Origin of the sequence: Cryobacterium sp. HLT2-28 (genome assembly GCF_004402495.1) — a bacterium.
Lineage (GTDB): Bacteria > Actinomycetota > Actinomycetes > Actinomycetales > Microbacteriaceae > Cryobacterium > Cryobacterium mannosilyticum.
The window spans coordinates 62898-75554 of sequence record NZ_SOFH01000031.1; the positions used below are offsets into that span (position 1 = coordinate 62898).

Below are 12657 nucleotides of genomic sequence, written 5' to 3' on the forward strand. Positions count from 1 at the left end.
GGGTCTCGACGGGCTCGACCACCGGGCGGCGGGTCAGGGGTGGTCGGTGACGGCCATCAGCAGGGAGCCGGAGGCGACGGTGGTGCCGACGAGCGCCTCGATGCTGCCGATCACGCCGTCCTTGTGGGCGGTGAGCGGTTGCTCCATCTTCATGGCCTCGAGGACGAGCAGCAGGTCACCCTTGACGACGATGTCGCCCTCGGCGACGGCCAGCTTGACCACGGTTGCCTGCATCGGCGCGTGCACGGCGTCACCGGTCGCGGTGCTGACCGCGTGGCCTCCGCTGCGTCGGCGCGGGGCAGGCCCCGCCGTGCTCTCGGACGCCGACCCGGGGAGCAGCCGCACCGGCAGGCTGACCTCGATCCGGCGGCCCTCGACCTCGACCACGACGTTGTGCCGCTTCGCCGGGCCGGTGGGCTCCTCGAGCGAACCGTTCCACGGGTCGATGTCGTTGTCGAACTCGGTCTCGATCCAGCGGGTGTAGATAGAGAAGGGCTGGCCGTTCGCCGGGGCGAACGCGGGGTCGCGCACGATCCGGCGGTGGAAGGGCAGCACGGTGGGCAGCCCGGCAACCTCGAACTCGTCGAGGGCGCGGCGGGAGCGCTCGAGGGCCTCCTCCCGGGTGGCTCCGGTGACGATGAGCTTGGCGAGCAGGGAGTCGAACGAGCCGGAGATCACGTCGCCGGCCTGCACGCCGCTGTCGACGCGCACACCGGGACCGCCGGCGGGTTTGAATACGTGCACGGGGCCGGGCGCGGGCATGAAGCCGCGGCCGGCATCCTCGCCGTTGATCCGGAATTCGAAGGAGTGGCCGGTGGGAGCAGGGTCGGGGTAGTCCAGCGTGCCTCCCTCGGCGAGGCGGAACTGTTCGCGGACGAGGTCGATCCCGGTCACTTCCTCCGACACGGGGTGCTCGACCTGCAGCCGGGTGTTCACCTCGAGGAAGGAAACGGTGCCGTCCTGGCCGATCAGGAACTCACAGGTACCGGCGCCGACATAGCCGACCTCGGCCAGGATGGCCTTGGACGCGCGGTAAATCTCGGTCTGCTGGGCGTCGGTCAGGAACGGGGCCGGTGCTTCTTCGACGAGTTTCTGGTGCCGGCGCTGGAGCGAGCAGTCGCGGGTGGAGATGACGACGACGGTGCCGTGGGCATCGGCGAGGCACTGGGTTTCCACGTGGCGCGGTTTGTCCAGGTACTTCTCGACGAAGCACTCGCCGCGGCCGAACGCCGCGACGGCCTCGCGGGTGGCCGACTCGAAGAGCTCGGGCACCTCTTCGCGGGTGCGGGCGACCTTGAGGCCGCGCCCGCCGCCGCCGAAGGCGGCCTTGATCGCGACGGGCAGGCCGTGCAGGTCGACGAAGTCGAGCACCTCGGCGGCGTCGACCACCGGGTTGAGGGTGCCGGGCGCCATCGGGGCGTTGACCTTCTCCGCGACGTGGCGGGCGGAGACCTTGTCGCCGAGCTTTTCGATCGCCTCGGGTGACGGGCCGATCCAGATCAGCCCCGCGTCGATCACCGCCCGGGCGAAGTCGGCGTTCTCAGCGAGGAAGCCGTAGCCGGGGTGCACGGCGTCGGCGCCGGACCGCCTGGCCACCGAGAGGATCTTCTCGATCACGAGATACGTGTCGGCGCTGGTGGTTCCGTCGAGACCATAGGCCTCGTCGGCAAGGTGCGCGTGCACCGAATCACGATCCTGATCGGCGTAGACGGCAACCGAGAGAATGCCGCTGTCTTTCGCGGCTCGGATCACCCGGACGGCGATCTCGCCCCGGTTGGCGATGAGGACCTTCGTTATTCGCGACACAGTGCCCTAGCTTATGGTGCCTGAGCCGAGGTCTTTTGGTTCTGTTCCACAAAAAGAACAGCGAGAAAGGTGCGGATGCCTACAATCGGTGCCGGAAGGAGGTCACCGGGTCAACTCGCCGGGCCACGATTCCACAGGCTCGGCCAGGAATGGCCCAGCCGGGTGACCAGCCGGCGCAGGGTCGGCAGGGAGAGCCCGACCACCGTGGACGGGTCACCGTCGATGTGCGTGATGAACGGCGCGCCGAGGCTGTCGATGGTGAACGCACCGGCGACGAGCAGCGGTTCGCCGGTGGCGATGTAGGCGTCGAGCTCGTCGTCGCCGATGTCGTCGGCGAAGGTGACGTCCGCGACGGCGACGGCGCCGACCGCCCGGCCGGCCTGCCCGTTCGAGTGCTCGATCAGCCAATGGCCCGAAAAGAGCTGCCCGGTGCGTCCGCGCTGCAACTGCCAGCGCTGCCGGGCCTTCTCCGCTGTGTGCGGCTTGCCGTAGATGACCTCGTCGATCACGAACACCGAATCGCCGCCGAGCACGAGCCCGTCGCCGTGCGTCCCGGTCTCCCGCAGCGCCACCGAGACCGCCTCCGCCTTGGCGCGGGCGAGCAGCTCGACCACCCGGTGCGGGGTGAGCGGCGCGCCGGACTGCCGGGCGGCCTCCGCGGCGACGGCATCCTCGTCCACGCCGGGGGCCATCGTGACCGGTTCGATCCCGGAGGAGCGCAGCAGCGCCAGGCGGGCGGGGGAGGTCGAGGCCAGGTAGAGGCGCATGGTTCCTTCGTGCGACGGTAGAAGCGATGTGGGATGCTCGTTCAATGGGCACCAGCAATGACAACCAGTCGATTCCGGGCGAGCAGTCCGTCGAAGTCGGCAGCGAACTCGAACTCGACGTCACCAACGTAGCCCACGGCGGCATCTTCGTCGCCCGGCACGAGGGCCGCGTGGTCTTCGTCAGCGACACCCTCCCGGGTGAGCGGGTGCGCGCCCGGCTGACCTCTGCCAGCCACAAGAGTTTCTGGCGTGCCGAGACCGTCGAGGTCCTGGACGCCGCCCCGGAGCGCCAGCCGCACATCTGGGCGTCCGCCGCCCTCGAGCGTGACCCCGACGACCGCGCCGGCGGCGCCGAGTTCGGTCACATCGAATTGGGTCACCAGCGCGAGTTGAAGCGCCAGGTCCTCGCCGATGCCCTCAAGCGGATGGCGGGGATCGAGACCGACGTCACGGTCGAGCCGGTCCCGGTCGGCCCCAACGCATCCCCCGGCGACGCCGCCGACGGCACCGGCTGGCGCACCCGGGTGCGGTTGCACGTCGCTGAGGACGGCTCGGTCGGACCGTACGCGGCCAGGAGCCACCGCGTGATCCCCGTCGGGGACCTGCCTCTCGCCGACCGGTTGCTGGAGGCGGCGGCGCCGCTCGACCAGCTGTTCCGCGGGGCCGCATCCGTCGACGTGGTCGCGCCGAGCCTCGGCACCGTGCAGGTGCTCGTCGCCGAGCAGGACGCCCAGGGCCGCCGCAAACCCACGCCGCGCAACCTGATCCGTGAGGTCGTCGGCGACCGCGAATTCAGGCTGGATGCCGCCGGCTTCTGGCAGGTGCACGCGCGCGCCGCCGAGACCCTCTATCGCACGGTCCAGGACACCATCGACGCTGCGTCGTTCGACCCGAAGGCCGCGAACCTCGACCTCTACGGCGGCGTGGGACTGCTCGCCGCGGCCGTCGGCGACCGATTCGGCAGCTCGGTCCGGATCACGTCGGTCGAAAGCGATGCCCAGGCCACCGATTTCGCCGCGGAGAACCTGGCGGACTGGGTCGGCGCGAGCGTGCAGACCGCCAGGGTGGACCGGTTCCTGGCCGGACTCGTGCGGGACTCCAGCGCCGCCGACCGAGTGCGGCAGCAGGCGGCCACGGTGGTCCTCGACCCGCCGCGGGCCGGCGCGGGCAAGGAGGTCATCGACCAGCTCGGCGCCCTCTCCCCACGCCAGATCGTCTATGTGGCGTGCGACCCCGTGGCGCTCGCACGGGACATCGCCCTGCTCGCCGGGCACGGCTACGAACTCCGCGGGCTGCGGGCGTTCGACTTGTTCCCGAATACCCACCATGTCGAGGCCGTCGCGCTCCTCACCAAATAGCTATCGTTGACCTGTACGACAAAGTGAGGACGTGGACCCCCGTGACAGACTCGATTGCACCGTTGGAATCACCGGCCGGCCAGGACGCCGGGGGGCGCACGACTCTCGACCACCCGGTGAGGGTCGGCATCGCCGATGACCATGAGTCGGTCAGGCTCGGCATCAAGGCGGCCTGTGAGAACGCGGGCTATGACGTGATCTTCGCGGCGGCCACGGTGCGGGCGCTCGTGGACGGCATCGCCGGCCGCGCCGTCGACGTCATCGTGCTCGACCTGTCGCTCGGCGACGGTTCACTCGTCACCGACAACGTGCACAACGCCCAGAGCACCGGTGCCTCGGTGCTCGTGCACAGTATCGCCGACCGGGTCGCCCTGGTCAGGGAGGCGCTCGCCGCCGGAGCCGCCGGAGTGATCCCCAAGTCCTCGCCGACGACGACGGTGATGGCGGCCGTCGCATCCGTCGCCCGCGGCGACGTGCTCAACAACCTCGAATGGGCGACCGCGATCGACGCCGACCGCGACTTCGCCAAGGCCCAGTTGGGCCGTCGCGAGCGGGACGTGCTCCACCTCTACGCGTCGGGGCTGCCGCTCAAGATGGTCGCGATGCAGCTCGGCATCGCCCATTCCACCGCGCGGGAGTACCTCGACCGGATCCGGGTGAAGTACGTCGAGGTGGGCCGGCCGGCGCCGACGAAGGTCGACCTGTTGCGTCGTGCGGTCGAAGACGGCATCCTTCCTGGGCTGGACCAGGACGGCGGGGATGGCCGCGGCTGAGTCCTCGGCCGCACTGCCGCTCCGGCTTCCCCGGGCGGAGCGCGGCACCCAGGACAGGAATGCGAGGAGCGCCGGCGACACTGCCACCCTGGGCATGGACTCCGACCTGATCGCCGGGCCCACCCAGCCCCGCAACCCGATCAGTCGCACCCGGATCGAAACGGTCGTTTCCCGTTCCGTCGCCGGGGTCGGCGTGATCTTCTCCCTCCAGGCGCTCCCGGTCTTGCTCGCCCAGGTGCCCCTGCGGCTGCCGGTCATGGCGGTCGCCATGCCCCTGGCCCTGGCCCTGGGCATCGGGGCCGTGGTGATCGCCGCCGTCACCAAGGTGGGCGTGCGGGTGACCACCGGCACGGTGGCCGTGGTCTACCTGGCCGCCCTCCTCGGCTGGCCCTTCCTGATGCTCGACCCCTCGGCCGTGCTCGACGGCAAACCGTGGCTCTGGTACCTGTGCACCGTGGCGACGGCCTGCGCCGCAGTGTCGTTCCCGCTGGTGTGGGCGGCGATCTACACCTTCCTCGCCCCGATCGTCTACGGCATCGTGCGCACCCAGCCGTCCGGCGGAGGCGCCGATGTGCTCCTCGCCTCCCTCGACGCCGCCTACGCCACAATCCTCGGCCAGGTCATCCTGATCATCATCTTCATGCTGCGCCAGACGGCCGCCGCGGTGGATGCCGCCCAGACCAATGCCCTGCACCAGTACGCGACGGCCGTGAGGCAGCACGCGACGGAGGTCGAGCGGGTCCAGGTCGATTCGATCGTGCACGACAGCGTGCTCGCCACCTTCCTCGCGGCTGCGGCTGCGGGCAGTCCCAAGGCGGCGCAGCTGGCCTCGGGAATGGCCTCCGACGCGCTCACCCGGCTGAACGACGCGGCCATCGTGCCGGCCGGGGACGACAGCCTGGTGCCGTTCAACGCCCTCAGCGTGCGGATCCGCGAGGCCGCCGACAGGCTCGCCGCGCCATTCACCGTCCTCGAGTGTGAGATCGACACGCTCAGCCTCCCGGTGCACGCCAGCGACGCCCTGTTCGCGGCGAGCGTGCAGGCCATGGTCAACAGCGTCCAGCACGCGGGCGACGGCATCGTCGAACCGGGCCGCACCCTCACCATGCGGGCGAACGCCCAGGGCGGCTGCACCATCGAAATCGCCGACACCGGGGTCGGCTTCGACCCGGAGCAGGTGCCGAGCGAACGGCTGGGCCTTCGGCTCTCGATCCAGGAACGAGTCGCCAGCGTCGGCGGTTCGGTGCAGATCCGCTCCGAGATCGGCCGCGGGACCACCATCACCCTCGACTGGCCAACCGAAGGCGAGGTGGCACCCGCATGATCACCGTGCCCCGTGGCCTTGTGTTGTCTCTGGCAGCATTGTTCTCGACCTACCACGTTGTGCTCGGCATCTACTCGCTCAACCAGCCGCGCACACCCGGCCCGGCCATCCTCGCGATCGCCGCCTACATCCTGGCGACGGCGCTGAGCCTGTGGCCCAGGAGCCCGATGCGGATGCCGCTCTGGCTCGCCTTCTTCAACGTGGCCGTCTGCGTGGCCATGCCCCTGCTCGTCGGCAGCCAGCTCGACGGCGCGGCCGTCAACGGCTACGCCACCTGGTACGTCGCTGCCGTCGGCACCCTGATGACGATCACGGCCACCAGTCGCCGCCCGGCGCTCGCCTGGATCGGCGCCGCGGCACTGATCGTGCACACCATCGTCTGGGCCGGCCCGGCCGCGCTCGCCGACATGGGGGTGATCGGCAGCGCCGTCTGGGTGGCCATCGCGGTCATCCTCGCCCGCGCCCTCGCCAAGGCAGGGAGGGACGCCAGACAGTACGCTCTGGCCGAACGCGAGGCCACGGACTGGCAGGCGGCCCAGGAGGCACACCTCTATGAGCGTCAGGTCCGGCTGGCGCAGACGATCCGCCTGGCGGCGCCGATGCTGCGCCGGATCATCGTCCGGGGCGGTGTGCTGAACGCCCTGGAGCGGCAGGAATGCCGGTACCTCGAGGCGGCGGTGCGGGACGAGATCCGCGGGCGCAAGCTGCTCAACGAGGCGGTCCGTGAGCAGGTCATGGCGGCCAGACGGCGTGGGGCGATCGTGACCCTGCTCGACGAAGGCGGCATCGACGACCTCCGCGGCCCGGAACTGGAAACCGTGCTCAACACGCTCGCGGCCGCGATCGGCGGCACCACCGCTGATTCGATCATCGCGCGGACGGCCGGGGACGGTTCGGCGACGGCGGTGACCGTGGTCGGCCTCAGCAGCGCCGACGCCCGGCTCAGCGCGCTCGGCCAGGAATCACCGGAGCCTGAGGTCGACCTGTGGCTCGAGATCCCGCGCAGCCCGGTGCCGGCCGACGCCCCGGCGGCCCGCTGACGGGTTCGCCCCGGTGATTGAGCTTGCCGCGGTGATTGAGCGTGTCGCAATCAGGCCACCCGGACATGCGAAAGGGGACCAACCGTGAGGCTGGTCCCCTTCCGACTTTCGTGCCAGGGCGACAACCCGAATGTCACCCTGACTCGCCGCCAAAATTCGCCTGCTTACCCTAGTCGACGAATTTTGGTGGTGTAACTCTGTGAGCGACACCTAGCAATATCTATACTCATCGACCCGGTTCGATCAGAAAAGTCGGCATTTAGGGGGACCGGCCGTTCGGGGGGAGTGCGGGTCAGGCCGAGAAGCCCCGCCACTGGCCCTGTCCGGCGCGCACGGCCGGCCGGATGGCCCGCTGACTGACCTGCCAGGCGCTCTGGCTGCCCTCGGGATCCCGGCGCAGGTTGTCCGTCTCCTCGCGCAGCAGGCCGCGGAGCACGGCCGACACGGCGGCAGCCTCGGTGGGGGTGACGCCCCGGGTGAGGAAGAGGAGTTCCTCGGCCGGGTCTGGGGTGGGTGTCGTGGTCGGGGTCATGGCGCCCGCCTACAGCGGGATGTTCCCGTGCTTCTTGGGCGGCAGGCTGGCGCGCTTGGTGCGCAGCGCGCGCAGGGCCTTCGTGATCGCGACCCTGGTGGCCGCCGGCTCGATGATGCCGTCCAGCTCGCCGCGCTCGGCCGCGAGGAACGGGCTGGCGACGTTGTAGGTGTATTCGTTGGCCAGCCGGGTGCGCACGGCCGCGACATCCTCATCGGCGGCCTCCGCCTTCTTGATCTCGGCCCGGTAGAGGATGTTCACTGCGCCCTGGCCGCCCATCACGGCGATCTCGGCGGTCGGCCAGGCGAGGTTGATGTCCGCGCCGAGCTGCTTGGAGCCCATCACGATGTACGCGCCGCCGTAGGCCTTGCGCAGGATCACCGTGACCAGCGGGACGGTCGCCTCGGCGTAGGCGTAGAGCAGCTTGGCGCCGCGACGGATGATGCCGGTCCACTCCTGGTCGGTGCCCGGCAGGAAGCCGGGCACGTCGACCAGCGTGAGGATCGGGATCGAGAACGCGTCGCAGAAGCGCACGAACCGGGCGGCCTTCTCGCCGGCCGGGATGTTGAGCGTGCCGGCCATGGCGCTGGGCTGATTGGCGACGATGCCGATCGAACGCCCCTCGACCCGGGCGAAACCGACGACGATGTTCGGGGCGAACAGCGGCTGCGTCTCCAGGAAGTCGCCGTGGTCGACGATGTACTCGATCACTGTCTTGACGTCGTAGGGCTGGTTGGGGGAGTCGGGGATGATCGTGTTCAGCTTCATGTCGGCATCCGTCGTCTCCAGCTCGATATCGCTGTCGAAGACGGGTAGTTCGGCCAGGTTGTTGTCCGGCAGGAAGCTGAGCAGGGTGCGGGCGTAGTCGAGCGCGTCGGGTTCGTCGCTGGCCAGGTAGTGCGCCACCCCGGAGACTGTGTTGTGGGTGAGCGCGCCGCCGAGTTCCTCCATCCCGACGTCTTCGCCGGTGACGGTCTTGATCACGTCGGGGCCGGTGACGAACATCTGGCTGGTCTTGTCGACCATGATCACGAAGTCGGTCAGGGCGGGGGAGTAGACGGCGCCGCCGGCCGCCGGGCCGCAGATGATCGAGATCTGGGGGATGACGCCGGACGCGGCCGTGTTGCGGCGGAAGATCTCGCCGTACTTGCCGAGGGCCACGACGCCCTCCTGGATCCGGGCTCCGCCGGAGTCGAGGATGCCGATGATCGGCACGCCGGTCTTCAGGGCGAGGTCCATCACCTTGATGATCTTCTCGCCGGCAACCTCGCCGAGCGAACCGCCGAAGATGGTGAAATCCTGGGAGTAGACGCAGACCTGGCGCCCGTGGATGGTGCCGGTGCCGGTGACGACGGCGTCGCCGTACGGCCGCTTCTTCTCCATGCCGAAGGCGTGCGTGCGGTGCCGCACGAATTCGTCGAGTTCGACGAACGAACCCTGGTCGAGCAGTAGGTCGATCCGTTCCCGGGCCGTCATCTTGCCCTTGGCGTGCTGTTTCTCGATCGCCGCCTCTCCGCTGGCGGTCACGGCTTCGTGATAGCGCACCTTGAGGTCGGCGAGCTTTCCAGCCGTCGTGTACAGGTCGGGGCCCGCGAGGGGTGAGTTCTCAGTCACCGGTTCACTCTACCGGCCAACGGTTGTCCCCGACCGTTGACGAAACTCTACAAAGATGGGCACGTTCGCTGGTCGGTTCCGCCCCGGTGATTTGCATAACTCCTGCAATTCGGGCCGAAATCCACCGAAATAGCCAATTCTGGCCGGATTCGGGAGAATTGCAGGAGTTACGCACGGGAAGAGGTTCGCATGGAGTTTCCGCTCAGCCGGGATGCCGGGGCACGGTTCGAGTACCTGGCCGAGGCCGGCTCGACCAACGATGTGCTGGTCGCCCACGCGACGGGGGCGGATGCCGCGGCCTGGCCCGACCTGTCGGTGGTCGTCACCGACAACCAGACCAGGGGACGCGGCCGGCTGGGGCGCACCTGGCTGGCCCCCACCGGCAAGTCCCTGGCCATCTCCGTGCTGCTCCGCCCGGTGCACGCCGGGACGCCGCTCCCGGTCGACCACTTCGGCTGGTTCCCCCTCCTCGCGGGCACCGCGATGACCCGCGCCGTGCGCGAGGTGGTCGACGCGAGCCTGGCGGGCCCCGCCCCTGAGCCTGAGGAGGGGCATCCGGTGCACGAGGTGACCCTGAAGTGGCCGAACGACGTGCTGATCGACGGCTACAAGGTGTCCGGCATCCTCTCCGAACTGCTCCCCGACGCCAGGGGCCTCGTCATCGGCGCGGGCCTGAACGTGTCCCTCGACGAGCACGACCTGCCCACCCTCACCTCCACCTCCCTGATGCTGGTCATCGGGTCGGCTCCCGACCCCGACGCCGTGCTCGCCCGGTACCTGACCGAGCTGCGCGGCCTCACCGGGGCCTTCCTCGCCGCCGGGGGCGACCCGGTGCGGAGCGGGCTGCTCGCGGCAGTGCGGGAGGTCTGCGGCACGCTGGGGGCCACGGTGCGCGTGCAGCTGCCCGGCGGCGACGACCTGGTCGGCGTCGCCATCGACCTCGACCGGGACGGTCGCCTCATCATCGAGGACCAGGCAAACGGGGAGCTGCAGGCTGTCGCCGCCGGCGATGTCACCCATCTGAGGTATTAATGAGGGTATGACGAACGCAGCGGTGAACAGCCAGGGCGAGGCGCCGACCTCGGTCGAGCGCGTCGTCGCCGGGCTCCGGCCGCATGCCCGGGTGCTGTTCTGGCCGACAGTGCTGCTCGTCGCGGTCTTCGGCGCCACCGGCTACTTCTACGGGTCGATGCCGGAGCCGTGGCAGAACACCGCCCTGGCCGCCGGGGCCGTCGCCGTGGTCGTGCTGCTCTGGCTGTTGCCGCTGGCAACCTGGTTGAACCGGCGCTACACGATCACCACCCGGCGGATCATCTTCCGCCGGGGCTTCTTCGTGCGTACCCGCCAGGAACTGCTGCACAGCCGCGGCTACGACGTCACCGTGCGCAAGACCTGGTTGCAGTCGCTCTGCAGGTCAGGCGACGTGCTCATCAACGGGGGCGAGGAGCATCCGCTCCTGCTCAAGGACGTGCCGAACGCCGACCTGGTGCAGCAGGTGCTGCACGACCTGATGGAGCGGTCTCAGACCCTGATCGGGTCGAGGAGGGTCGGGGCAGGCTCGACCACCGCGACGTCAGCGCTCGCTGACCAGCCGCCCGTGTGGCACCGTCGCTAGGCTGCCGGTGACCGGCGCGGGCGCCGGGGTGCGGCGGTTCGGGGCGAAGACCCAGTACCGGTAGAGCACGAACCGGAAGATCGCGCCGAGCAGCAGGCCGATCACGTTCGAGGAGATGTTGTCGGCGACGACACTCGTGTGGCCGAGGACATAGTGGCTCAGCCACAGGCAGGCCAGGCCGATGCCCATGCCGACGAAGCTGACGGCGAAGAATTCGATTCCCTCGCGCAGGGTCTGCTCCTGCCGGTTCTTGCCGAAGGTCCAGTACCGGTTGCCGACCCAGTTGGCGAAGATCGCCAGGATGGTCGAGAAGACCTTGGCGTAGATCGGTCCGGCGTGCACCAGGTGCGGGTCGAACACGGTCGTGCGGAGCAGATTGAACACGGTCACGTCCACGGCGAAGCCGACGAGTCCGACCGCGCCGAACTTGCCGACCTGGACCAGGAAGGTCATCAGTCGTGCTGGATTCGTCGTTTTTGTCGGCATGCGTCCGTCCGCTCGATGGGTGAAGATAGGAGGGCAGGATTCGAAGTCTACGGCGCAGCCTCGCCTCCAGCCTGAGAGAAGCCGCACCGAAGAATGAACGCTCGCACAGGAATTGGTGAACAGATGAATACGACTGTCGGCGTTATCGGCGGCGGCCAGCTGGCCAGGATGATGATCCCGGCAGCGGTCAATCTCGGCATCGACATCCGGGTGCTGGCCGAGAACGAGGGGATGTCGGCCGCGCTGGCCGCGTTCGCCGTCGGCGACTACCGCGACCGGGAGGTCGTGCTCGCCTTCGCCGAGACCGTCGACGTGGTCACCTTCGACCACGAGCACGTTCCGCAGGAGATCCTCCGCTTACTCGTCGCGCGGGGCGTGGCGGTGCACCCAAGGCCCGACGCGTTGCTCTATGCCCAGGACAAGCTGCTGATGCGCGAACGCCTGACCGAGCTGGGACTGCCGGTGCCGGACTGGGCACGGGTGGAGAACTCCGCCGAACTGGGCGTCTTCCTTGCCGGGCACGGTGGCCGCGCGGTCGTCAAGACCGCCCGCGGCGGCTACGACGGCAAGGGCGTGCGGCTCGTCTCGCACGAGCACGACGCCGACGACTGGTTCACCGCCCTCGCCGAAGACGGCAATGACGGCGCGTTGCTGGTGGAGGAACTCGTCGAGTTCCGGCGCGAGCTGGCCCAGCAGGTGGCGAGGCGACCCTCCGGCGAGGTCGCGGTCTGGCCCGTCGTCGAGACCGTGCAGAAAGACGGGGTGTGCGCGGAGGTGATCGCGCCCGCGCCACTGTCCGAGGGCCGGCTCGCCGAGCTCGCCGCCGAGATCGCGGTCAGGGTCGCCGACGGCATCGGCGTGACCGGGATGCTCGCCGTCGAGCTGTTCGAGACGACGGACGGGCGCCTCCTGATCAACGAGCTGGCGATGCGCCCGCACAACAGCGGCCACTGGTCGATCGAAGGGTCGACGACGAGCCAGTTCGAGCAGCACCTCCGTGCGGTGCTCGACCTGCCGCTCGGCGCGACCACGAACCGGGACCCGTGGTCGGTGATGGTGAACATCATCGGGGGACCGGTGGAGGGGAGCCTGGCCGATCGGTACCCCGTGGCCCTGGCGGAGCATCCGTCGGCGAAGGTGCACAACTACGGCAAGGCCCCGCGGCCCGGCCGGAAGGTCGGCCACGTGACCGTCGGAGGGTCGGATCTGGATGAAGTCGTGTACGAGGCGCGAGCCACTGCGGCGGTTTTTCAGGACTGACCCATAAGATCGACTCCGTGCCAGAGAACTCCGTGCCCCAGCCCGCCCAGTCGGAGATCGTCGTGACCCCGCTTGTCGGAGT

General features: G+C 69.5%; 12 protein-coding genes. 7 read left to right on the forward strand and 5 right to left on the reverse strand.

Going from position 1 to position 12657, the window contains the following annotated elements:
* Positions 1–33 precede the first annotated feature (33 nt).
* Positions 34–1806, reverse strand: a complete 1773-nt coding sequence (locus E3O48_RS16735) for a biotin carboxylase N-terminal domain-containing protein (RefSeq protein WP_134510360.1) — start codon at positions 1804–1806, stop codon at positions 34–36.
* 110 nt (positions 1807–1916) lie between these two features.
* The gene (locus tag E3O48_RS16740; protein WP_134540757.1) at positions 1917–2573 is read right to left on the reverse strand and encodes a nucleoside triphosphate pyrophosphatase; all 657 of its coding nucleotides are present in this window, start codon (positions 2571–2573) and stop codon (positions 1917–1919) included.
* 44 nt (positions 2574–2617) lie between these two features.
* Here E3O48_RS16740 and E3O48_RS16745 point away from each other — a divergent pair, with 44 nt between their 5' ends.
* From E3O48_RS16745 to E3O48_RS16760, 4 genes are all read left to right on the forward strand, one after another.
* Positions 2618–3931, forward strand: a complete 1314-nt coding sequence (locus tag E3O48_RS16745) for a class I SAM-dependent RNA methyltransferase (protein ID WP_134540760.1) — start codon at positions 2618–2620, stop codon at positions 3929–3931.
* 116 nt (positions 3932–4047) lie between these two features.
* On the forward strand, positions 4048–4704 hold the full coding sequence (locus tag E3O48_RS16750) for a response regulator (RefSeq protein WP_370250355.1): 657 nt from the start codon (positions 4048–4050) through the stop codon (positions 4702–4704).
* Positions 4643–6028, forward strand: a complete 1386-nt coding sequence (locus E3O48_RS16755) for a sensor histidine kinase (protein ID WP_134540763.1) — start codon at positions 4643–4645, stop codon at positions 6026–6028. Before E3O48_RS16750 ends, E3O48_RS16755 begins: the two co-directional genes overlap by 62 nt.
* Positions 6025–7068, forward strand: a complete 1044-nt coding sequence (locus tag E3O48_RS16760; protein ID WP_134540766.1) for a hypothetical protein — start codon at positions 6025–6027, stop codon at positions 7066–7068. The genes E3O48_RS16755 and E3O48_RS16760 overlap by 4 nt, the downstream gene beginning before the upstream one ends.
* Positions 7069–7360: 292 nt before the next feature.
* Here the strand turns inward: E3O48_RS16760 and E3O48_RS16765 are convergent, their stop codons facing one another.
* Together E3O48_RS16765 and E3O48_RS16770 are read right to left on the reverse strand one after the other, a co-directional pair.
* Complete coding sequence (locus E3O48_RS16765; RefSeq protein ID WP_134510365.1) at positions 7361–7600, reverse strand: hypothetical protein; 240 nt, start codon at positions 7598–7600, stop codon at positions 7361–7363.
* A 9-nt stretch (positions 7601–7609) separates the two neighbouring features.
* Positions 7610–9214, reverse strand: coding sequence for an acyl-CoA carboxylase subunit beta (locus tag E3O48_RS16770; RefSeq protein ID WP_134510366.1), 1605 nt, complete (start codon positions 9212–9214; stop codon positions 7610–7612).
* A gap of 189 nt (positions 9215–9403) precedes the next feature.
* Between E3O48_RS16770 and E3O48_RS16775 the strand changes: the two genes are divergently transcribed.
* Both E3O48_RS16775 and E3O48_RS16780 read left to right on the forward strand, forming a co-directional pair.
* A complete protein-coding gene (locus E3O48_RS16775; RefSeq protein ID WP_134540769.1) occupies positions 9404–10246 on the forward strand; it encodes a biotin--[acetyl-CoA-carboxylase] ligase in 843 nt (280 codons plus the stop codon).
* Positions 10247–10253: 7 nt separating this feature from the next.
* On the forward strand, positions 10254–10829 hold the full coding sequence (locus tag E3O48_RS16780; RefSeq protein WP_134510368.1) for a PH domain-containing protein: 576 nt from the start codon (positions 10254–10256) through the stop codon (positions 10827–10829).
* On the opposite strand, the gene E3O48_RS16785 is transcribed toward E3O48_RS16780, so the two are convergent.
* Complete coding sequence (locus E3O48_RS16785) at positions 10788–11315, reverse strand: GtrA family protein (protein ID WP_134510369.1); 528 nt, start codon at positions 11313–11315, stop codon at positions 10788–10790. The genes E3O48_RS16780 and E3O48_RS16785 overlap by 42 nt on opposite strands.
* Positions 11316–11408: 93 nt before the next feature.
* Here E3O48_RS16785 and E3O48_RS16790 point away from each other — a divergent pair, with 93 nt between their 5' ends.
* The gene (locus E3O48_RS16790; RefSeq protein ID WP_304990716.1) at positions 11409–12575 is read left to right on the forward strand and encodes a 5-(carboxyamino)imidazole ribonucleotide synthase; all 1167 of its coding nucleotides are present in this window, start codon (positions 11409–11411) and stop codon (positions 12573–12575) included.
* The last annotated feature ends 82 nt before the right edge of the window (positions 12576–12657 follow it).